This window comes from Rhizobium sp. TRM95796, assembly GCF_025779995.1.
Taxonomy (GTDB): Bacteria; Pseudomonadota; Alphaproteobacteria; order Rhizobiales; family Rhizobiaceae; genus Rhizobium_E.
Genome location: NZ_JAOXHE010000005.1, coordinates 158,179 through 180,368, shown reverse-complemented (window position 1 = coordinate 180,368; position 22,190 = coordinate 158,179). Strand labels below are relative to the sequence as shown.

Sequence of the window (22,190 nt, the reverse complement as noted above, 5' to 3'; positions counted from 1 at the left end):
CTCCTCAGGCAAGGGCGGCGCGAACGGCGGCGAGGCTTTCGGCGCCGTGCATCACACGATCTTTCAGCGCCGTCGTTTCGGCGATCAGATTTTCGGCGGCGAAGCGGGCGAGCGCGACGCGCGTCTCGGCCTTGCCATCGTCAACAGGGGTGATGGCGGCTTTGGCAAGGTAGACGCCCGTCAGCGTGAGCCCGAACTGGCGCTGATAGGGCGTGGCGCCGGCCAAGGCTTCTGTCATTTTGCCCTCACCCATGCTGGCGAGCAGCCAGGCGGTAGCTTCGCGGAGATCGGCGAGCGCGGCGTCGAGCTTATCTGCGGTGCGGCCGAAGGCGGGATCGTTGGAGGCGCGGACCAGATCGACCGTCACGGCGAGCTCGTCGATGAAGCCGAGCACATGCGCGCCGTTCGATTGCGGCAGCTTGCGGCCGATGAGATCGATGGCCTGGATGCCGTTGGTGCCTTCATAGATCGGTGTGATGCGTGCATCGCGATAGAGCCGGGCCGCGCCGGTTTCCTCGATGAAGCCCATGCCGCCATGCACCTGCACGCCGAGCGAGGCGACTTCGACGCCGCAATCGGTGGGAAAGCTCTTGGCGATGGGCGTGAGCAGATTGGCCCGCTCCTGCCAGTGGCGGCTTTCGTCGCCTTCGGTCACATGCGCCATGTCTATGGCGTGGGCGCAGGCATAGGCGATGGAGCGCGAGCCCGCGGTCAGCGCCTTCATGGTGGCGAGCATGCGCTGGATGTCGGGATGTTCGATGATCGGGCTCATGCCGGCGCCGGGCCAGCCGGGCGTGCGGCCTTGCGTTCGCTCTTTCGCATAGGCGGCGGCTTTCTGGGTCGCAGCTTCGCAGATGGCGACGCCCTGCATGCCGACGGCGAGACGGGCGTTGTTCATCATGGTGAACATGCAGGCGAGACCTTTGTTCTCCTCGCCGATCAGATAGCCGATCGCGCCCTTCTCCTCGCCGTATTTGCCGTCGCCGAAAATCATGGTGCAGGTGGGCGAGCCGTGAATTCCGAGCTTGTGTTCGACGGAATGGCAATAGACGTCGTTGCGGGGGCCGAGCGAACCGTCCTCGTTGACCAGGTATTTCGGCGCCAAGAACAGCGAGATGCCGCGCGAGCCGGCCGGCGCATCCGGCAGGCGGGCGAGCACGAGATGGACGATGTTGTCGGTGAAATCATGCTCGCCGAAGGTGATGTAGATCTTCTGGCCGAAGATGCGGTAGCTGCCGTCGTCGCGGCGCTCGGCGCGCGTGCGCATGACGCCGAGATCGGACCCGGAATGCGGCTCGGTGAGGTTCATCGAGCCGGTCCATTCTCCCGAGATCATTTTGGGCAGATATTTCGCCTTGAGGTCGTCGGTCGCATGCGCCTCGATTGCCTCGATCGCGCCGATGGTCAGCGTCGGGCAGAGCGAGAAAGCGAGCGAGCCGCCGTTCCACATTTCGAGCGTCGCCACGAGCAGCATATGCGGCAGCGCCTGGCCGCCATAGGCTTCCGGCGCGGTGAGCGAATTCCATCCGGCGGCCGACCAGGCCTTGTAGAGATCGGCCCAGCCGTCGGGCGTCTTGACCGCGCCGTTGATCAGGCGCGACCCCTGCCTGTCGCCGACCTCGCCCAGAGGCGCCACTGCGTCGCTTGCGAATTTTCCGGCCTCTTCGACGATGGCGTCTGCGACATCTGCTGTGAGCTCCGCATAGACGCCGCGTCCCAGCGCGCTGTCCAGCCCCTGCGCCTTGAGCGCAGCCAGAATATCTCCCACGGGCGCCTTGTACATTCCGCTCCTCCAAGCTGATCGTCCCGCCGCAGCCTAGCGCACGCCGCGGCCCTTCGGAAGCAGGTCTAATTGATTTTTACGTAAACGTCAATTAAGCCTAATTGTGGAATGCGCCCTTCCGCATAGTTCACCGCCGTCGACAAGTTTTCCTGCGACCGCTAACGCTCTCGGCGTTAACTCCATCGCGGGACGACCATGAAGCTCGAGCGCAGAATATCCGTCATCGCCAGCCTGATCCTCGGCGCCACTTTGGCGATCGGCGGCTGGATCCTCTATTCCGACGGGCGCGCGGCGCTTTCCGACAGCGAGAAGAAGGAGATCGAGGCCACCAGCCTGGTGCTGACCACCGCCATGAGCCAGGCGGAAAACCTGACCGTGAGCCATTCGGAGCTGATCGCCCAGAACCCCGATGTGGTGGCGCTTCTGAAAGCGGGCGACCGGCCGGCGCTGCTCGAAAAGATGAAGCCGGTGCTCGCCAGCCTGAAGCTGGAAGCCGGCGTGGACGTGCTGCATTTTCAGACCGCGGACATCAAGTCCTTCCTGCGCGTCTGGGCGCCGGAGGATTTCGGCCAGGACCTGTCCAAGATCCGGCCGATGGTGCTGGCCGCCAATCGCAGCGGCAAGCCGCAGAAGGGACTGGAGATCGGCCTCAAGGGCCTGAGCCTGCGCGCCGTCTCGGCGGCGATCGATGGCAATCGGGTGATCGGCACGGTGGAAGTCGGCGTCAGCCTGAAAATGCTGATGGAAGCGTCGAAATCCTCCAGCGGCGCGGATTTCGCGATCTTCCTCGATCCGCAATATATTCCCACCGACAAAGGCGGCTTCGGCGACGGCGGCGGGAAGCTGCGGCTCGACGCCTCCACCAACAGCGTGCTCTTCGACGGGCTGCAGCAGGCGGGACTGATCAAGCTGTCGCGCGGACCGGAACTCGCCATCACCAAGCGCGATGCGGCCACCATCGGCGTCATGACCCGGCCGCTGCTCGACTATTCAGGAAAGGTGATCGGCGCGATGATCGTCGCCCGCGATTTTTCGGCGGAAGAAGGCGCGTTCCGCGCCACGCTGGTGACCGTGATAGTGGTGGCCCTGTCCGGCCTGATGATCGCCTTCGGCGTGATCATGGCGACGCTCAGGGCCTTCGTCTTCCGCCCGCTCGAAGAGCTGGCCGATGATCTGCAGGGCGGCCGCATCGGCGCGCCCACCACGGCGCTTGCCGCATATCTGAAAATCCGCGATGGCGCAGGCCGGACGCTGCGCAGCGGCGGAGACTCCTGATGATCCGGCTGGGAACGCTTGTTTCGCTCCTCCTGTTGCTCACGTGCCTGGCGCCGCACGCCTTTGCCGCCGCGCCGCCGCCATCCCTGCCCGGTCGGGTGCATCTGCCGATCGAAACCCATCTCTCGGTCCGGCTTCTCAACATCACCCGGCTGGAAGAGACCAAGGGTGAGATTTCGGCGCGGGTAGAATATACCCAAGGCTGGAAAGACCCGAACCAGGCCTTCGATCCTTTGGCCGCCGGCGTCTATCGCCATGACTATTTCGGCGAGGAAGCCGAGGCCAAGATCGCCGCGATCTGGACGCCCGACGTCACCATCGCCAACCAGATCGACGAGCCCCGATCGCGCTCGGTGGCGCTGTCGATTTCCGCCGATGGGACGATGTCGCTGATTCGGCAGCTGGACGCCGATTTCCGCATTTCCGTCGATCTCGCCGCTTTTCCCTTCGACCGACAGAACATCGATTTCGTCTTCACCGCCCCGCGCTATTCTGCGAGCGACCTGATCTTCGTGGTCGACGATCGCGACCGCGAGATCTCCGCCATCGCCGACCAGATCTCGATTTCGGACTGGCGTCCGGAGCGGCTGTCCTTCGCGCTGACGCAATTCTATGGCTGGAACGCCAAGCCTTTCGTGCGCGCCACGGTGACCGCGACCGTGAGCCGCGAATGGCCGCGCTATCTGCTCCGCATCTTCATCCCGTTTGCGGCGGTGGTGTCGGTGTCGCTGTTCATTCTCTGGGCGCCGGATAAGGTCAAGGTCGATCACGCCGGCATCACTTATTCGGCGCTTCTGGCGCTGGCGGCGCTGTCCTTCACTTTCGAATCGAGCTTTCCAGGGTCGATGTCGGTGAATTCGCCGATCGCCTTCATGATCTCGCTCGGCTATTTCTATCTGGTGCTGACATTGCTCGTGCATCTCGGTCTACAGCATGCGGAGTTTCCCGCCGCGCGCCGCAACGCCTATCTCATCGAGGAAATCCATCGCAGCGTCCGCTTCACGCTGCCGGCGATCTTCACGCTGATCTGCATCTGCTCGGTCGTGCGCTCGCTGTCATGATTGTGTAGCAAAACTGTCATGTCGGCGACCTAATGCTGTCCGAGCGCATTTTCGGACAGAAGGACGTCGCCAGCATGGAGCTTCCCGTCTCCGCCATTCCCGGTTTCGTCTGGGCGACGCGTTTCGAACCGGAAAGCGGCGCGAGTATACGATTGCCGCCTGAGACCGAGCTCGACGCACTCCTGTCACAAAGCGGATTTCATTGGCTGCATCTGGGTCTGTCCGATGCGCGCGTGCCGCATTTGCTGGAGCGCATCCCGGATCTTCCCCCGGAAGCGGTGCAGGCGCTGACCAGCCGCGATGCGCATGCGACGCTCTCGGTGTTGCCGGAGATCGTCTGCGGCACGATCATCGATCTGCAGCGCGGCTTCGACGAGATGACATCCGAGATCGGCTGGCTGCATTTCGCCATCACCGACCGGATGATCATCACCACACGCCTGCATCCGTTGCGCAGCATCGACCGGGCGCGGCAGGCGCTGGAGAAGAACAGCGCCCGGATCTCGGGCCCGATGGATGTGTTCTCGACCCTGGTGATCGAATTCCAGCGCACCGTGATGGCCATGGCGCAGGAGATCAACGAGGAGCTCAACCGGATCGAGGATTTCGTCTATGAAAACGCCGAGAGAGACGAGCGCCACCGGCTTGCCCCCGCCCGACGCTCGATCGTCAAGCTCTATCGCCATCTGCGCACGGAACTGGCGCTGCTCCGCCGCGCCGCGGCCTCCGACGACGACGAGGCGCCGGAAGGCTTTCAGGAAATCGCCCAGAAATTGACCGAGCGGATCGAGGTGGTGGAGCGCGACGTCTTCTCGCTGCAGGAACGGGCGAGGCTTCTGCATGAAGACATCGATTCCCGGGCGCAGGCCGAGACAAACCGCCACCTCTATATCCTGTCTCTGCTCACAGCCTTCCTGATGCCGCCGACGCTGGTGACGGGCTTTTTCGGCATGAACACCGAGAACCTGCCTTTCGCCCATACCGAAGGCGGCACCTTTTTCGCGGGCGTGCTGATCACGCTGTCGATCGGCGCCGCCTGGATGCTGCTCAAGAAAGCGCGAATCCTGTAACCCTCAGACCCGATAGATCTGTCCCGTCTGGGCGCCTTCGACGCTCTTCGAATAGGCGAGCGCGGCGTCGGCCACGGGAACCGGCTTATAGCCGCGGAAGAACGGGCCATAACCTTCCATGGATTCCTCGAAGACGGTCGGGCTGATCGCATTGATGCGGATGCCGCGCGGCAGTTCGATGGCGGCGGCCTTGACGAAAGAATCGATCGCGCCATTGACCATGCTGGCGCTGGAGCCGGCGCGGATCGGATCATGGCCGAGAATGCCGGAAATCAGCGTGAAGGAGCCGCCGTCGCGCACATAAGACACCCCTTCGAGCACGAGATTGACCTGGCCCATCAACTTGTCCTTGATGCCGACCGCCATCAGGTCGGCGGTCATGTCCTTGAGCGCGCCGAAATGCACCTTGCCGGCGGCGGAGACCACGGCGTCGACCTCGCCGACCGTCTTGAACATCGCCCGGATGCTGTCGACATCCTTGACGTCGACCTTGACGTCGCCACTCCGCGAAGCGGAAATCACTTCGTGACGCACCGACAATTCGCGCGTCACCGCCGAGCCCAACACGCCGCTCGCGCCGATCACCAAAATCTTCATGCCGCTTTCTCCCTTGGCATTGTCTCATTCGCCCCATGGGTAGCGAAAGCCGGAAGCCGGGGCAAGCTGATCCATTTCAGCACAGACCGGGGCGCTTTGGATCGATCTGCTCGGAAATAATGCGAAACCCGTAAAAGTTTAGCGACGGCGTCAAAGGTTCACCCATGCTTCTGTGCGATGACGGTTCAATCGGGAGAAAGGGAATTTGGCGATGGTTCAGGCGAGCGCAGGCGTATTGAAAGCATTGGACGGGTCGTTCGTGGCGGGCCGTCCCGAGGACGTGGCGCTCGTGGACGCGCCGATCGATCCCGCCTGGATCGTATCCGGCGCGCCCAAGGCGCGCGCCGGCCTCCATTCGCCGAGCGTCGACGGCCGCGCCGAAACCAAGATCTGGGACTGCAGCGCCGGAAGCTTCTGGTGGACCTTCCATGACGAGGAAACGGTTGTCATCCTCGAAGGCGCAGTGCGGGTGACGACGGAAGACGGCGCGGCGCGCCTGCTCAGATCCGGCGACATCGCCTATTTCGCCCAAGGCAGCCGCGCTCTCTGGGAGATCGAGGACTATGTGCGGAAGATCGCCTTCTGCCGCCGCAAATATTCGGCGCAGGTTCTGATGCTCCGCACCATGCTCGGAAAGTTGAGGCGCAAGAGCGTGCCCTACATCCTGCCGCCGGCGATCATCGGCTCGATGGCGCTGATGATGACGCCCGACTTTTTCTAAAGACGGTCGCATTCTCACCACTTGTTAACCTTACTGGCGCACGCTTTGCTTTCAACACAACGGCAAGGCGAGCATGAGATTGTTCCGAACGATCACCCTGGCGACAGCCCTTCTGGCAGGCATCCCCGCCGCGCGCGCGGCCGACGACGAGCCCTGGAAGGACCCGCGACAGGCGATCGTGCTCGACGCTTACGAGCTGAATATTCTCGACTGGGAGAAGCTGTTCGCCAACAAGCGCATCGCCGGCTTCATCTCCAAGGCGTCGGACGGGCTGCCGGAAGTCTATGACTGCTCCAAGCCCCACAAGGGCGACACCACCGCGCATTGCAAGACGATGTGGCGCAAATATGCTGTCAGCCGCGAACTCTACCAGACGCGCCGGCTTCTCGCGCGCCAGAACGGCCTGCTCTGGGGCGCCTATCATCTGGCGCGACCCGGCAATCCGATCGACCAGGCCAATCACTTTCTCGACTACGCCCGCCCCGAGCCAGGCGACCTGATGGCGCTCGACATCGAAGGCCTCGACGACGAGAAGTTCATGTCTTTGGACGACGCGGAGATCTTCGTCCGCCACATCAAGACGCGGACCGGGCGCTATCCCGTGCTCTATACCAATCACGATACGGCCAAGCTGATCGCGCTGAAGCGCGAGGATTATCCGCTCTTGTCGCGCCTGCCGCTCTGGTATGCGCGCTACAAGCCGGAGATCAAGGGCGTGTTCCCAATGGGTCATTGGGAGAACTATTTTCTCTGGCAATTCTCCTCCATCGCCAATTGCGACGAAAAAGCCTGCCCGATGCGCATCGACGGCGCCGAGGAGGATATCGACGTCAATGCGACCGGCGGCGACCGGGCGACGCTGGCGCGCGCCTGGAGCCGCGGCGATCTACTGCCGGAACGGCCGCCCGTGCTGCAATATCTGGTCAGCGCCACGGGCGCCCTTGGCGTCAGCCATATCGGCGGGGCGACATATACCCTCTCGGGACGCGAACAGGCGGCTTCGGAGACCCGGACGGCGCAATATTTTCGTTGAGTTTCACGGCTTTGGGGCAAGCCTCGCGTAATCATGCGCCTCTAGGCTGCGAGCTCAGTAACAGAGCGTAGAGCGAGCGAATGCAAGCGCAGGACCAACAAACAGCCAAGACCGAGATGATTGCGCAACTGCGCTATTTCGAGGAAAAGAAGACGGTGGAGCAGGCTCCCAAGAAGCCTGCAGTCCATTCCGAATTCCTGCGCACCGGCCGCATCGACCGAAACCGCCCCAATTGGGACGGCGTGCAGAAGCGCTATCTGTCCTATGAAGAAGTCGCCGAACGCGCGGGCAAGCAATTGACGGCGGCGGGCGAGCGTACGCATGAGCGGCTGAACGGCTTTCATCGTTCGATCCGCTTTCCCAAACTGGTCTTCCATCGCACGCTCAAGGGCACGCCGCATCTCGGCTATTGTCACGTCACCGCGGCCAAGACCAGTTTCGCGGAATTCAAGGACGTGAAATGGGCCTTCTACATCGCCAATTTCTTTGCCGACATCGAAGCCGAGCATCTGACTTTCGAAAAGATCAACATGCGCGCCGAACGCATGTATTTCGCCGTTGCGGTCGAGAAGGATGAAGAGCAGCAGAAGCTCACCATTGACACCAGCGTGCGCGGCAACGGATTGCTGTTCCGCACGCAGGACCCCAAGGTCGCCTTCAAGAATGTGCTGATGCTGGGCGCCAAGCAGGACCAGCTACGCCGGATCATCCAGGCGCTTTGACGCCGGCGAACTTGGCAAGCCGTTCCGCCCGCGCTATAGGCGGGGCCTGACGAAAGACGGCTTCATGGCGGATATTATCGACATCGGCACCCAGAGGGACGCGGCGCTCGCCCGCGCCGTCGAGATCCTGTCTGCGGGCGAGCCGGTGGCGATGCCGACCGAGACCGTTTACGGGCTCGCCGCCGATGCGACCAATCCCGACGCCATCGCCCGCATCTACGAAGTCAAGGGAAGGCCGCGCTTCAATCCGCTGATCGCCCATGTCGCCGATCTCACCATGGCGGAGCGGCATACGCGTTTCGATCCGCTGTCCCGGAAGCTGGCCGAAGCCTTCTGGCCCGGGCCGCTGACGCTGGTGCTGCCGCTGACGGCTGAGAGCGATATCCATGATCTCTGCACCGCAGGCCTGCCGACCGTGGGTCTGCGCTGCCCACGCGGCTTTGCCAGCGAGCTGATCGCCGCCTATGGCAAGCCGCTCGCCGCGCCCTCGGCCAATCGCTCCGGACGGATCAGCCCGACCTCGGCGGCGCATGTGGCGGACGATCTGGGCGACCGTATCCAACTGGTGCTCGACGGAGGCTCGGCCCCGGTCGGCGTCGAAAGCACGATCGTCAAGATAGAGGATGGCGAAGCCAGGCTCTTGCGTCCCGGCGGGCTCGACGCCGCCGAGATCGAGGCCGTGCTGGGCATGCCGCTCATCCGCGCCGATCATGGCGCGGCGATCGAGGCGCCGGGCATGCTGGCCTCGCATTATGCGCCCGACGTCGGCGTGAGGCTCGATGTCGACTGCGTCAAGCCCGGCGAGATCCTGATCAATTTCGCCGGCCAGGACATCGCCGGACGCGACATGGCCGTAGAAGAACTGGATCTCAGCCCGCGCGGCGACCTGCGCGAAGCGGCCGCCAATCTCTTCGCGATGATGAAGCAGGCGGATGCGCTCGCCCCTGCCGCCATCGTCTTCGCGCCCATTCCGACGGAGGGATTGGGCGAGGCGATCAACGACCGGCTTTCCCGGGCGGCGGCGCCGAAAGGCTGATTGAGGCGAAAGCCGAAAGGACAAGGCATGCTCGACCAGACGCTTCTCGACCGTCTCAAGGCCATCGTCGGCGAGGCCTATGCGATCACCGATCAGACGGAGATCGCCCCGCATCTGAAGGAGACACGCGGCCTCTATTTCGGCGCCTCCCCTCTCCTGCTCAAGCCGGGCTCGGTCGAGGAGGTCTCGGCGATCATGGCGCTGGCCAGCGAGACCGGCACGGCCATCGTGCCGCAATCGGGCAATACCGGCCATGTCGGCGGCCAGACGCCGCGCGAGGGCGGTTCGGACGTGCTGCTGTCGCTCTCACGCCTCAACCGCATTCGCGAAGTCGATGTCCCCGCCAATACGATGACGGTCGACGCCGGCTGCATTCTCCAGACGATCCAGGAAGAAGCGGAGCGCCATGACCGGCTGTTTCCGCTGTCTCTGGGCTCGCAGGGTTCCTGCCAGATCGGCGGCAATCTCTCCACCAATGCCGGCGGCACGCAGGTTCTCGCCTATGGCAATATGCGCCAGCTCTGCCTCGGGCTCGAAGTGGTGCTGCCCACAGGCGAGATCTGGAACGGGCTGCGCAAGCTGAAGAAGGACAATACCGGCTATGATCTGCGCGATCTGTTCATCGGCGCCGAGGGCACGCTCGGCGTGATCACCGGAGCGGTGCTGAAGCTGTTTCCGCGGCCGCGCGGCCATCAGGTGGCGTTCGCCGGGCTCGACAGCGCCGAAGCCGCGCTCTCGCTGTTCGAACGGGTCTCGGCCGTCTGCGGCTCGTCGCTGACCGGCTTCGAGCTGATGGCGCGGATCGGGGTCGAGTTCACCGTCAGGCATATCCCAGGCGTTCGCGAGCCGCTGGATGTGGCCTATCCCTGGTATGCGCTGATCGACATTTCGACCTCCGACAGCACCGAAGCCGCCGCGACCATGATGCAAAGCTTGATGGAGGAAGCATTCGAGGCCGGACTCATTCGCGATGCAACGATCGCCGCCTCGACCCAGCAGGCGCGCGATTTCTGGCGTCTCCGGGAAAGCATGTCCAACGCCCAGAAGCCTGAGGGCGGCTCGATCAAGCATGACGTCTCAGTGCCGGTCTCGGCCATTCCCGCCTTCATGGCGAAGGCGGAACAGGCGGTGATGGCGGCGATCCCCGGCGCGCGGATCTGCGCTTTCGGCCATCTGGGCGACGGCAATATCCATTACAACATCTCCCAGCCGGTGGGCGCCGACAAGCAGGACTTCATCGACCGCTGGCGGGAAATCAACGCCATCGTGCATGCGCTGGTGCTGGATTTCGGCGGCTCGATCTCCGCCGAGCACGGCATCGGACAATTGAAGCGCGACGAGCTGGCCGAGATCCGCCCGGACATCGAAATCGACCTGATGCGGCGTATCAAGACAGCGTTCGATCCGGCCCTGATCATGAATCCTGACAAGGTGATCCGGACGCCATGACGGGCCGCATCCGCACCAATCTGCGCTTCACTTTCCCCGGCGGGGCGCCGCTGAGCCATGGCAAGGCGCAACTGATGGAGCTGATCCGTGAAACCGGCTCGATCCGCCAGGCGGCGCTGCGCATGAACATGTCCTATCGGCGCGGCTGGCTGCTCGCGGATGAGCTCAACCATCTTTTCATCGAGCCTGTCATCGCCACCAAGCATGGCGGTAAATCGGGCGGCGGCGCGTCGCTCACGACCTTCGGGCAAGAGCTGTTGACGCGCTTTCGGGCGATGGAAGCCCGCACCGCCGCGGCGTTGCGCGACGATCTCGCCTGGATGGAAGAGAATATGCGCAATGAGGATGCAGCGTGCGGCGCTTCGGATCGCGACGAGCCGGATCAGACCTCCCTATAGACGCCCGCAGCCTCGCCCGTCACCGCCTTGAAGACTGCGTGGATCACCTCGCCCGGCGCGAGCTCCAGCCGCTCGGCCGAGAGAAGCGTGATGCGCGCCAGTAGCGTCTGCCCATGACAATCCAGCGTGACGAGAACCTGGCGCCCCTCCGCCGCGATGGTTTTGATCGTGCAAGGGAGAATGTTGAGCGCACTCAACCCTACCGGCCGCGATTGCGAAAGCACGACGTCCGTGGCGGGAATGCGAAGCCGGAGCATCGCGCCGATCGGCGCTGCGACTTCCTGTATGGTGATCAGATGCGCGCCGATCTCGGCGATGCTGACGCCGTAATAGGGATCGTGGCCGACCAGGCGCGCCTCGATCACCGCCTGCGGCGCGAGCGGCTCCGTCAGACCGCCGACGCCCGCCAGCACATCGGCCGGCCCGCCGACCGCCTTTACCCGTCCCTCATCGAGCAGCACGATGCGGTTCGCCAGCCGCGCCACTTCCTCCACGGAATGGCTGACATAGACGATCGGGATGCCGAACTCGTCGCGGATCCGCTCGATATAGGGCAGGATTTCCGCCTTGCGCGCCCGGTCGAGCGCCGACAGCGGCTCGTCCATCAGGATCAGTTGCGGATTGGAGAGAAGAGCGCGCCCTATGGCGATGCGTTGTTTCTCGCCGCCCGAAAGCGTGGCGGGCCGCTGCGTCAACAATTTCGACACGCCCAGGAGATCGACGACGTCATCCTCCCGCATGCCGCTCGCGCCGCGCGAAAAGAAGCGGCCATAGAGCAGATTCTGCCGGGCGGTGAGATGGGGAAAGAGCAGACTTTCCTGGAAGACATAGCCGATACAGCGGCGATGCGGCGGCGTGAACAGGCCGCGTTGCGCGTCGCTCCAGACGGCGCCGTCGAAGCGGATTATACCTTCATCCGGGCGGGTCAGCCCAGCGAGCATGCGCACCAGCGTCGTCTTGCCCGAGCCCGAGGCGCCGAACAGCGCCGTCAGTCCGCCATCCACAGTGAAGCGGGCGGCGAGATCGAAATCGCCTTGGCGGTGGCGGATATCGACCTCGATCATGACCGCGCTCCGAGCCGCGCCGCGACGTAACGCGAGATGAAGCCGGAGAGAAAGATGGCGAGCATGGAGAGCGCGATGGACAGAAGCGTCAGGCGGAAAGCCTGCGGTTCGCCATCCGGGTCCTGAAGCGCGGTATGGATGGCGGAAGCCAGCGTCTGGGTTTCGCCGGGGATGGCCGAAACGAAGGTGATGGTGGCGCCGAACTCCCCCAGGGAACGGGCGAAGGCGATGACCACGCCGGCGATGACGCCCGGCAGACAGAGCGGCAAAGTCACGGTCAGGAACACCCAGAGGGGCGAGGCGCCGAGGGTCCGGGCCGCCTGCTCCAGGCGTTCGTCGATGGCTTCCATGGAAATGCGGATCGCCTGCACCAGAAGCGGAAAGCCCATGACGGCGGCCGCGAGCGCCGCGCCCGTCCAGCGGAAGGAGAGTACGACGCCGAGGCTCTCCAGCGCGCCGCCGAGCGCGCCCTTTCGCCCGAAGGCGACGAGCAGCAGATAGCCGGTGACCACCGGCGGCAAGACCAAAGGCAGCGACACTAGGCCCGAAAGCAGCGTCTTGCCCCAGAAATCACGACGCGACAGCAGATAGGCGACGGCGATGCCGAGTGGCAGACTGAGCGTGACGGCCAAGGCCGCCACTTTCAGGCTCAATATGATTGCAACCCATTCTTCATCCGAAAACGCCATACCTCGATCATGACCCGGCGAGAAAGGTAAATCCAGCCTGTTTGAAGATCGCTTGCGCCTCCGCGCCATTCAGAAAAGCCAGGAAATCCTGCGCCGACGCATTGGTCGAAGCAGCGACGGGCGCGATCGGGTAAATGATCGGGGCGTGGCTTTCCTCGGGAAAGACGCCGATCACCCTGACGCCCGCTTCCGCCTTGGCGTCGGTCTGATAGACGATGCCGAGCGGCGCCTCGCCGCGAGCGACCAGTTGCAGCGCGGCGCGGACATTGTCGGCGGCTGCGACTTTCGGCTCGACGGTTTTCCACACACCGTAATGTTCGAGCGCCTCGCGACCATATTTGCCGGCCGGCACGCTCTTCGGCTCGCCCATGGCGATGCGACCGTCGCCGAGCGCCTCGGCCAGCGGGAAATCCTGACCGATGGTCAGCGGCTTGGAGAAATCCGGCGCTCCGACCAGGACCAGTCTGTTGCCGAGCAGCTTGACCACCTGCTCCTTCTTCACGAGGCCCTTGTCGACCAGATAGGTCATCCATTTGAGGTCGGCCGACAGAAAAATATCGGCCGGCGCGCCGGCCTCGACCTGCTTGGCGAGCGCTGAACTCGCTGCGAATGAAATTGCGACGTCGACGCCGGTCTTGCCCTCATAGAGACTTGCTGCCTTGTCGAGCGAGCCCTTGAGACTGGCGGCGGCGAAGACCGTCAGGCTCTTCCCTTCCTGGGCCATCGCTGAACCGCTGCAGGCTAAAACTGTCATCACCGCGACAACGACACTGAACAAACCCCGACGCAACATCCCATTCGCCTCCCATTCGTGATATCCAAATGGATATATCGGTGATCATGGCGACGCAATCGGAATCTTTTCGACAGACGCCGCGGGAGAGTGAAATCAGCTGTTCTTGAGCTGTGCGATGGACAGAAGCGTATCGGCGCTGATCGACGACGCGGATCTGCTGAAGAGGCTCACCAGCGGATCGCTGCCGGTGTCGTTCTGAAGGTCATACATGGCCGCAAAGCGGGTGATGAATTTCTGAAGCTCTTCCGGATCCTGAAGTTCTTCGAAATCCATGTATTTCTCGACGAGCGCGCTCTGCTTGTCGATGTCCATCGACGACATTTCCGCCGGCAACTGGTAAGCGGTGCGGAAGACTTCGAGCAGGGCCTTGTCGCCGAGAATGTCGAAGGCGGTGTTGACGCTCGGGAACATGCGTTGGAAATACAGCGCGAGCTGGGCGCCGACGCTGCCTGCCCCCGTCTCGTCTTCCAGGCTCTCCTGGAGATAGAGATATTCCGTGGTCAGGCGGCCATGTTCGTCCTGGACGCCCGGCTCCTTCGGGGCTATGCCGCCCTCCTCGGTGAAATTATACATCGAGGCCATCTCCGCGAAACGGTGATCGGCCTGCTGGTTGGCGAAACTGTCGGGATCCGACAGATCCGACGTCATGACCTGCTTGAGAAAATCCGCACTGACGTCCTTGGGATCGAGCCCGAAGGATTCGAGCATGATCCCGGTCAGGCGGCTGTCCTTGAGGAACTGGTCGCGGCTGGTGATCGACTGCATCGTCTTGGTGTAATAACTGGCTTCCTCGGTGGCTTTCTCTTTCTCGTCCTCATTGCCGAACCGGGTCTTGCGGACGACATAATCCTTGGCGACCTGCTGGAGATTGGCTTGCGACTGCGCCAGGCTCGGCGCGTCCATGTTGCCGTCCTCATCGAAGTTGAAGGCGCCGGCCAACGCTTCGAAACGCTTGTCCTTGTTGGCGGCGGCGAAGCTCGCGGGGTCCGAAAGCTCGCTGGTCAGCGCTTTCTCAATATCCTTCTTGCGCGTCGCGCCATCGAAACCGAAGGCGGCGAGCACGAAATTATAGAGTTTGGCGGTGCCTTCGAGGTCGTCGATGCTTTCCACCGTGCTGATCGTCCGGCGGTAATAGCTGTACAGATCATCGTCGGTCTGCTGCTGCCGGTCGTCGTAGCCGACGAGATAGCCTGCCGACGTCTCTGCACGCTGGGTGGTGGTCTGCGCGCCGCCCGTTCCCTTGATCGTTCCATCCGTATTGAAATTGAAAGCCGCGGCGACCTTTTCATATTTCGCCCCGCCCATGGTCGTGGCGTAATTGGCGGGGTCGGACAGGTCCGATGTCAGAATGTTTTTGAGCGTGCTGCGCAGGGTCACATCCTGAAGGCCATAGGCATTGCGGACGTAATCGAACATACGGCTGTCGTTGACGAGTTCGTCGACCGAGGTGATCGTCCCGATCTTGGCCTCGTAATAGTCCTTGTTGAGCGCGGCCAAGGCCGGCGTCGTGCGGCCCGGCACGGTGCTCGTATAGGCGAACATGGTCTCGGCGGTTTGGTCGGTGGTCTGCGCCGCATCGCCGCCGTCGAGCGCGCCCGCCGCGTTGAAATTGTAGGCGCGCGCCATCGCCTGGTAATTCCGGCGGTCGGGGGTGGTCAGTTGATTGACGAAACTCGCGGGATCGTCGACGTCGCTGGTCAGAACCTTGGTGAGGAAGTCCTTGCTCCAATAAGGAGAATCCACGCCGTAAGCCTTGAGCGCGTAGTCGCGGAGGCGAGAATTGTCGAGCAGGTCATCGACCGTCTTCACGGTGGATATCGTCGCCTTGTAATAGGCGTTGGCGGAGGCGGTCTCTTCGTTGGTCTTGTCGATCTCGTCCTGATAGGCGCCGATGACCCCGTCGATCTGGGTGCTGGTCTGGACGATCGCCGTATCGGTCGTAGAGAATTTGAACGCGGCGGCGAAGTCGCGGTATTTCTGATCGGCCAATTTGTTGGCGAAGGAATTGTCGTCGGTGAGGTCGCTATCGAGCACTTTCTTCATGAAGGCGGTCGCATAGGTCATGTCTTCCAGACCATAGGCCTTCATGGCGTAGGAATAGAGGCGATAGTCGTCGACGAACTCGTCGACGGTTTTCACCTTGCCGATATTCTCTTGGTAATATTGCGCTTCGCGGGCGGTCGCGGCGTCGTTCTTCACCCGGTCGAGACTGGCCTTGTAGTTCCGGTTGACGGTTTCATAGGTGAGGAAAGTGGAGACCATGGAGAGCCCTTCGCGCGCGCCTTCCGATTGTCTCACAGAGTTCTTATCCGAAACTTACCGGCGGCCGCCAGGTCCCTCCGGGACACTGTCGGATCCCGTCGGGGATGCTTGACGACCGGTGGACAGATCTCGAACAATTGCAGCCCGACAGTAAACCCGAATGAAACCAATTCAAGTGGGCAATTGCTAACCATTTGTCGGAACAAAGGTTTTTTAACCAGAGTTTTTAAGTCGGCTCATACGGACGCCGCCTATCCTGACCCCATCAAAGAGGACGCAAAGTCCCAACGCAGAGAAGAGCAGAAGCTCTCAAGCTAAAACAGGGTCAAGAAAAATGCAGAACACCGTCATGCAACCGTCGTGGGCTTCCGATGTCTTGAGGCTCGATCCGGGTCTCTTCCCCCAGCAACTGACCTATGAAGTGGGCGGCACTGACGACAAGGTGTCGGTCACGCTCGACGAACGCGGCGCCGTGATGCGGCGTTTGCTCCCCGGCAGCGGTCTGCCCCTCAGCATCGCTCTTCCTTCCCGCGTCTTCGCAGGCGTTGCGGCCCGCGCCATCGATCACGGAAACGGCGAAGTCACGGTGACGCTGGAGCTTCACCACACAGACCCGAATTGCTGCGTGCCGCTTCTGGTGGCGCATGATCTCTACGACATCGCCGCCGATTGGCGCGCCTGGTCGGAAGCCTATCGCATTCCCATGTTGATGGTGGAAGCCGACGGCGTCGCGCGACAGCTCGACGATCATCTGTTGAACGTCGCCTCCCGGCCCGCCAAGCCGCGTCGTCGCCACTCCTATTTCGCCAGCCGCCGCCCTCGCTTCCTGGTGCGCCGCAAGACCGGCGACTTCGGCGTGAGCATGAAAATCCAGGGCCGGGAAATCTTCGCCCGCGACTGAGCGCATCCCGACAAAAGAATGGCGCCCGACGGCGCCATTCTTGATCACGATCAGAACGAGAAGTTCGACGAGGTCAGATTGATCGATCCGTCGAGCTGGATCTGCATGTCGACGACGCCGTCGCCATTGAGATCGAGTTGGACGAACGTGTCGCCCGACAATTTCTCGTAGCGGATTTCGGCGGTGCCGCCGCCGGTGAAATCGTCGTCGCCCTTGAAGACGAATTCGTCGGCGCGGCTGAACTCGCTGAAATCGAACTTGTCCTCAGCGAGATTGAAGTCGGAGATGAAGTCCAACAAATCGACGCGACCGCTGTCCTTGGTCGAGCTGTAGAGATAGACGTCCGCGCCGCCGCCGCCGGACATGAAATCCGCGCCCGCGCCGCCGGTGATGGTGTCGGCGCCCTCGCCGCCCGAAATCGTGTCGGCGCCGGAGCCTCCGTCGATCACGTCGTTGCCGGCGTCGCCATAAATGGTGTCGACGCCGCCGCCGCCAGTCAGGATGTCCTTGCCGTCGCCGCCATAGAGGTAATCCGCGCCGTCGCCGCCGGACAGCGTATCGTTGCCCAATCCGCCGACGATGCGATCATTGCCCAGCCCGCCGCTGATATCGTCGTTGCCGGCGCCGCCGTCGAGATCGTCGTTGCCCGCGCCGCCGTCGATGTCATCGTTGCCGTCGTCACCATCGATCGAGTCGGCGCCGTCGCCGCCGTTCACGGTGTCGTCGCCGAGACCGCCCGACACGGTGTCATTGCCGGCGCCGCCGTCGATGAGGTCGGAGCCGTCGCCGCCCGTGAGACGATCGTCGCCGTCGCCGCCGTTGATCACGTCATTGCCGGCGTCGCCGTTGATCGTGTCGGAGCCGGCCTCGCCATACAGCTTGTCGTTGCTGTCACCGCCGTAGATCCGGTCGTCGCCGTCGCCGGCTTTGACGAAATCGGCGCCGGCGCCCGCGTCGATGTAATCGTCGCCCGCCCCGGTTTCGACCCGGTCGGCGCCCATGCCCGCGAGAATGGAATCCACGCCCGCGCCGGAGATGATCGTATCGTCGCCGACCCCTGCCGCGATCGTGCTGCCGCCGTCGCCGACATTGATGACGTCGTCGCCCTCGCCGCCATCGACCGTATCGAACCCTGATCCGGCGGTGATCCGGTCGTCGTCGTCGCCGCCGTTGATGGAAGAGCCGCCGTCGCCGACGCTGATGACGTCGGATCCGGCCGCGCCGATGACCGTATCGAAGCCCTTGCCGAGAATGATCGTGTCGGCGCCGTCGCCGCCGTCGACGGAATTATCGCCATTGCCCAGAACGATGCGGTCCTTGCGGTCGCCTCCGACGACCGTGTGGTCGCCGGCTCCCGCGGTGATGCGGTTGGCGCCTGCGCCGGCGTCGAGGAAGGCGTCGCCGGCGCCGATCGTGATGATGTCGTCGCCGGTTCCGCCGAGAATCGTGTGGGATTTGCCGTCGCCGACCGTGATCGTATCATCTCCGGCGCCGCCGGAGATCGATGCGCCGCCGTCGCCGGCTGAAATCGTGTCGTCGCCATCGCCGGCCACGATCGTATCGAAGCCCTTGCCGAGCTTTATCGTGTCGGCTCCTGCGCCGCCGAAGATCGAATTCTCGCCGTCGCCGAGCTCGATCCGGTCGTCACCCTCGCCGCCGGTGACGGTATGGTCGCCCGCGCCGGCGATGATCCGGTTGGAGCCCCTGCCGGCGTCGAGAACGCCGTCGCCGGCGCCGACCTCGATCCGGTCGTCGCCTGCGCCGCCATAAATGCTGTGCAGATCGCCGTCGCCGACGGTAATTTTGTCATCGCCGTCGCCGCCCGCAATCGACGCGTCGCCGGCCCCGGCGTCGATGTCATCGTCACCTTCGCCGCCGATGATCGTGTCGGCCCCCGCTCCGGTGACGATCTTGTCGTCCCCCGCACCGCCATCGATGGAATTCGCGCCGTCGCCCGCCCTGATGACGTCGGCGCCGTCGCCGCCGTCGATCACGTCAGACGCGGCAGCCGTGGTGATGGTATCCGCGCCGGCGCCGCCGAAGATCGTGCTCACGCCTTCGCCGCCGTCGATGACATCATTGCCAGCGCCGCCGTCGATCGAGTCCAAACCGGCTCCGCCGTCGATCGTGTCGTCGCCGGACCCGCCCTTGATGACGTCGTCGCCCTCGCCGCCGTCGATCGAATCCGCGTCCGCGCCGCCGTCGATCGTATCGTCGCCCGCGTCGGCGACGATCACGTCCTTGCCGGAGCCGCCGTCGATCTCATTGTCGCCAGCGCCCGCGGTGATCGCGTCGGCGCCTGCGCCGCCCGTCAATGTGTCGTTGCCCTTGAGACCGATGATCGTGTCATCGCCGCCGCTGCCTTCGAGGATGTTGTCGCCGTCGGTGCCGGTGATCGTATCCGCGCCGGCCGAGCCGACGATGTTTTCGACTTCGGTAATTTCCACCCAGCCGCCATAAGCGCCGAAATTCGACCAACCGTCGAGCTTGACCTCGAAGCCTTTGCCTTCCTGAAGGATCAGCGTATCGGAGCCCTCGCCGCCGGACACGCGGTAGCTGTCGGACACGAAGCGATCATCGCTCTGGGCGGATGTCGTGAAGATCCGGTCATCTCCGCCGCCGAGATTCATCTTGCGGTAAAAGCCGTTCAGGCCGAAGTCCCCGGCGGAGTCGCCGAAATCATGGCTCATGCGCCGTTCGTAATAGAGGCTCTTGAGATAGGTGTATTTGCCGGGGTCGTCTTCCGGGAAGGTCGGCTCCGGCACGGCTTTGTTCGCGAAGGAAGAGACGATTTCGCCGTCCCAGCGCACATAGTCGCCGTCCGATTCATCCTCGGCGTCCTTGTCTTCGACCTCGTCGGTCGTCGTCTCATCGGCATCGTCGCCATTCTGGTCGGAGGCAGCGCTCGAAATGGAGGAGGGATCGACGGCGGCGGTCTCTGCGCCGTCTTCGGACCCAGCGGCCTGCGGCGCGACGTCGACCGTCAGATCGGTGTCGGACATCGAGTTGGACGCGGCGGAGACCAGGCTCGTCAATTCGCTCGAAACCTCTTCTTCGTCTCCCGACGACAGGACGGAGGTCAGAGCCTCGACGTCATAATCGGTCGTTTCCAGCGCATCGAGAAGATCGGCCAGCCAATCGACGCCGTTGGCATCGACCAGATCGGCGAAATAAGGAATATCGAGAAGTTTATTTATGAGCGTTTGAGAATTGGACATGCGCCCCGAAACCCCGGCAAATCACGGAAAAAATTAACCGTTGTTTCCCATAGGGTCGATAGGCTGTCAATTTAACCATACGGGATGACAGAGCTTTTCCAAATATCCCGTCAGTTTCACACAATTATGCAACAGAGCCGAAAGCCTCACGCAAGGGGAAGAGATAGAAACAATCCCGCGAAGACAACAGCCCCGACAATGGAATTGAACTTGAACAGATCAAGGCACTGGCTCGCGTCGTCGATATCGAGAATCAACAATTGCCAGCCGAACAGAACGGCGGCCACGACAAGGCCGAGCCATGCCGGGAAAGACACGGCGGCCGCGCCGAAGGAGAAGGCGAGCAAAACGAGGGTCAGCGCAAAGAAGATCGTCAGCCAGATCTTGGTCGCGTCGCCGAACAGGCGCGCAGTGGACCGCACGCCGACGAGCGCATCGTCTTCCTTGTCCTGATGCGCATAGATCGTGTCGTAACCGATCGTCCAGGCCACCGCCGCCAGATAGAGCCAGACGGCCGCCCAGGACAGACCGCCGAACACGGCCGCCCATCCCATCAGGCCGCCCCAGGAAAAAGCAAGGCCCAGGAAGAATTGCGGCCAGTCGGTAAAACGCTTGGCGAACGGATAGATGGCGACGACGCCGAGCGAGAGAATTCCAAGCAGGATGGAGAAACCGTTGAAGCTCAGCAGCACGATGAGGCCGGCGAAAGCCTGCAGCGCCAGAAAGACCTTGGCGTTGAGACGGCTGACGCGGCCCGACGGCAGAGGTCGAGACCGGGTTCGCGCCACCGCCATGTCGATGTCCTGATCGACAAGATCGTTGTAGGTGCAGCCGGCGCCGCGCATGGCGACGGAGCCGATGAAGAAGAGGATGAGATGACCGATCAACTGCCAGAAGGCCGGACGACCCTCTGACAGCGCGGCGTTGGCTGCGAGCGCCGCCGACCAGAAGCAGGGCCACATCAGAAGCTGCCAGCCGATGGGACGATCCCAGCGCGCCAGCTGCGCAAAGGGCCAGGCCCAGCGCGGCAGAGCGCGGTAAACCCAGTTGTCGGAAGGCGCGTCGGCCACGCGGCCGTTGTCGGAGATCTGGCTGGTCATGACCTAAGCCATGACCATGACATCATGCAGCCGTCAAGCGCGCATTCGGTCTCAGGGCAGCGCAAAGCCGAATTTGTAGCTGGTGGAGATGCCGACCACGAACTGATCCTTGGAGCCGCGATCCTGAACCAGGCTCGAATCGGCGGCGGGGCCGACGAGATGGTTGTACTGGCCGAACACGCCGGCCTCGATGCGGTCCGTCGCCTTCCACACCACTTCCGAGCCGAAGCCGACGGACTTGAAGCCGCCATCGGGATCGTAGGCCGCCAGGCCATGCTTGGCGCTGCGCTTCTTGGTGACCTTGTAATAGGCGTCCATATAATCTTCGGAGGCGATGGACAGGCGCGGACCGGCGGAGACGCGCACCGTGTCGGTCACGTCGGCGAAGGCGTCGAGCGCGAGATCGGCGACCACGCCGTTATGGCTGCGGATGCCGTGGCGGATTTCGGTGCGGAAGCGCATCCAGTCAGTCGGATAGACTTCGCCGAACACGCCGGCTTCCAGGCCGAACTTCACCGCCTTCAACGCCTTGAGGTCATCGGACGTGTCGCGGTCGCGCGGCATGACCAACTTGCCGGTGATGCCGGCGCGGATCATGTCGTTTTCGAACAGCGCGAAAGAGGGATTGTCGTCGCGCGAAGAAAACCGCGGCGCCGTGGCCGACTGGCGGCTCAGCGAGATGATCGGCGAGGCCTGGAGGATATAGCTTTTCGATCCCTCGAAGCGCGGAGCGACGAAGCCCGAGGCTCCGGCCTTCAGATACCAGTCTCCCGACCAGAAATACTGGCCGTCTTCCGCCAGAGCGGACAACGGAAGCGTGGCGAGAACGGCGGCGAGAACTACGGCGCGACGGGACAAGGAAACCTCCTACTGGCGTTCGCCTCATTGAGACAGAGCCTGTTATGCCGGCATTTACGATAAAACCTTCCTAACGGATTTGGTTACCAAATGTCTAACGCTGAGTTGCGCATATCCCGATTAAACCAGGCCTTGACCTTTCCGCCCGCCGGGTTAA

The 22,190-nt window shown here is 63.1% G+C and carries 19 protein-coding genes; 10 read left to right on the top strand and 9 right to left on the bottom strand.

Annotated features, from left to right (window positions below; genetic code table 11):
* Positions 1-4: 4 nt before the first annotated feature.
* A complete protein-coding gene (locus tag OCK01_RS12240; protein ID WP_263824147.1) occupies positions 5-1,783 on the bottom strand; it encodes an acyl-CoA dehydrogenase in 1,779 nt (592 codons plus the stop codon).
* A 195-nt stretch (positions 1,784-1,978) separates the two neighbouring features.
* Between OCK01_RS12240 and OCK01_RS12235 the strand changes: the two genes are divergently transcribed.
* The 3 genes from OCK01_RS12235 (at position 1,979) to OCK01_RS12225 (ending at position 5,189) form a co-directional block, all read left to right on the top strand.
* A complete protein-coding gene (locus OCK01_RS12235) occupies positions 1,979-3,058 on the top strand; it encodes a cache domain-containing protein (RefSeq protein WP_263824146.1) in 1,080 nt (359 codons plus the stop codon).
* Positions 3,058-4,119, top strand: coding sequence for a neurotransmitter-gated ion-channel ligand-binding protein (locus OCK01_RS12230; RefSeq protein ID WP_263824145.1), 1,062 nt, complete (start codon positions 3,058-3,060; stop codon positions 4,117-4,119). The genes OCK01_RS12235 and OCK01_RS12230 overlap by 1 nt, the downstream gene beginning before the upstream one ends.
* A 74-nt stretch (positions 4,120-4,193) precedes the next feature.
* The gene (locus OCK01_RS12225; RefSeq protein ID WP_263824475.1) at positions 4,194-5,189 is read left to right on the top strand and encodes a transporter; all 996 of its coding nucleotides are present in this window, start codon (positions 4,194-4,196) and stop codon (positions 5,187-5,189) included.
* 3 nt (positions 5,190-5,192) lie between these two features.
* On the opposite strand, the gene OCK01_RS12220 is transcribed toward OCK01_RS12225, so the two are convergent.
* Complete coding sequence (locus tag OCK01_RS12220) at positions 5,193-5,786, bottom strand: short chain dehydrogenase (RefSeq protein WP_263824144.1); 594 nt, start codon at positions 5,784-5,786, stop codon at positions 5,193-5,195.
* A gap of 211 nt (positions 5,787-5,997) precedes the next feature.
* On the opposite strand from OCK01_RS12220, the gene OCK01_RS12215 reads away from it, so the two are divergent.
* The 6 genes from OCK01_RS12215 to OCK01_RS12190 all read left to right on the top strand — a co-directional run bounded on the left by OCK01_RS12215 (position 5,998) and on the right by OCK01_RS12190 (position 11,145).
* Positions 5,998-6,507: a cupin domain-containing protein gene (locus OCK01_RS12215; protein WP_263824143.1), complete on the top strand. Its 510-nt coding sequence runs from the start codon at positions 5,998-6,000 to the stop codon at positions 6,505-6,507.
* Positions 6,508-6,580: 73 nt separating this feature from the next.
* On the top strand, positions 6,581-7,540 hold the full coding sequence (locus tag OCK01_RS12210; RefSeq protein ID WP_263824142.1) for a glycoside hydrolase family 25 protein: 960 nt from the start codon (positions 6,581-6,583) through the stop codon (positions 7,538-7,540).
* A 119-nt stretch (positions 7,541-7,659) separates the two neighbouring features.
* Entirely contained in the window at positions 7,660-8,262 is a 603-nt protein-coding gene (locus OCK01_RS12205) for a DUF6656 family protein (protein WP_182829304.1), read from the top strand.
* A 64-nt stretch (positions 8,263-8,326) separates the two neighbouring features.
* The gene (locus tag OCK01_RS12200; RefSeq protein WP_263824141.1) at positions 8,327-9,298 is read left to right on the top strand and encodes an L-threonylcarbamoyladenylate synthase; all 972 of its coding nucleotides are present in this window, start codon (positions 8,327-8,329) and stop codon (positions 9,296-9,298) included.
* 27 nt (positions 9,299-9,325) lie between these two features.
* Positions 9,326-10,747 (top strand): FAD-binding oxidoreductase, encoded by a 1,422-nt coding sequence (locus OCK01_RS12195; protein WP_263824140.1) that lies wholly within the window; start codon positions 9,326-9,328, stop codon positions 10,745-10,747.
* Positions 10,744-11,145 carry a winged helix-turn-helix domain-containing protein gene (locus OCK01_RS12190; RefSeq protein WP_263824139.1) on the top strand — a complete coding sequence of 134 codons (402 nt, stop codon included), beginning with the start codon at positions 10,744-10,746 and terminating at the stop codon, positions 11,143-11,145. The genes OCK01_RS12195 and OCK01_RS12190 overlap by 4 nt, the downstream gene beginning before the upstream one ends.
* On the opposite strand, the gene modC is transcribed toward OCK01_RS12190, so the two are convergent.
* The 4 genes from modC to OCK01_RS12170 all read right to left on the bottom strand — a co-directional run bounded on the left by modC (position 11,130) and on the right by OCK01_RS12170 (position 15,992).
* Positions 11,130-12,209: a molybdenum ABC transporter ATP-binding protein gene (modC, locus tag OCK01_RS12185; RefSeq protein WP_263824138.1), complete on the bottom strand. Its 1,080-nt coding sequence runs from the start codon at positions 12,207-12,209 to the stop codon at positions 11,130-11,132. The two genes, OCK01_RS12190 and modC, sit on opposite strands and share 16 nt — an antisense overlap.
* Positions 12,206-12,898, bottom strand: a complete 693-nt coding sequence (gene modB / locus OCK01_RS12180; RefSeq protein WP_263824137.1) for a molybdate ABC transporter permease subunit — start codon at positions 12,896-12,898, stop codon at positions 12,206-12,208. Before modB ends, modC begins: the two co-directional genes overlap by 4 nt.
* A 7-nt stretch (positions 12,899-12,905) precedes the next feature.
* A complete protein-coding gene (gene modA / locus OCK01_RS12175) occupies positions 12,906-13,691 on the bottom strand; it encodes a molybdate ABC transporter substrate-binding protein (RefSeq protein ID WP_263824136.1) in 786 nt (261 codons plus the stop codon).
* A 96-nt stretch (positions 13,692-13,787) separates the two neighbouring features.
* Positions 13,788-15,992, bottom strand: a complete 2,205-nt coding sequence (locus OCK01_RS12170) for a DUF1217 domain-containing protein (protein WP_263824135.1) — start codon at positions 15,990-15,992, stop codon at positions 13,788-13,790.
* Between the two features lie 298 nt (positions 15,993-16,290).
* On the opposite strand from OCK01_RS12170, the gene OCK01_RS12165 reads away from it, so the two are divergent.
* A complete protein-coding gene (locus OCK01_RS12165; protein ID WP_263824134.1) occupies positions 16,291-16,857 on the top strand; it encodes a DUF6101 family protein in 567 nt (188 codons plus the stop codon).
* Positions 16,858-16,907: 50 nt separating this feature from the next.
* Here the strand turns inward: OCK01_RS12165 and OCK01_RS12160 are convergent, their stop codons facing one another.
* The 3 genes from OCK01_RS12160 to OCK01_RS12150 all read right to left on the bottom strand — a co-directional run bounded on the left by OCK01_RS12160 (position 16,908) and on the right by OCK01_RS12150 (position 22,033).
* Entirely contained in the window at positions 16,908-20,075 is a 3,168-nt protein-coding gene (locus OCK01_RS12160; protein WP_263824133.1) for a calcium-binding protein, read from the bottom strand.
* A 146-nt stretch (positions 20,076-20,221) separates the two neighbouring features.
* Complete coding sequence (gene ubiA, locus OCK01_RS12155; protein WP_263824132.1) at positions 20,222-21,175, bottom strand: 4-hydroxybenzoate octaprenyltransferase; 954 nt, start codon at positions 21,173-21,175, stop codon at positions 20,222-20,224.
* Between the two features lie 51 nt (positions 21,176-21,226).
* A complete protein-coding gene (locus OCK01_RS12150; RefSeq protein ID WP_263824131.1) occupies positions 21,227-22,033 on the bottom strand; it encodes a MipA/OmpV family protein in 807 nt (268 codons plus the stop codon).
* Positions 22,034-22,190: the final 157 nt, after the last annotated feature.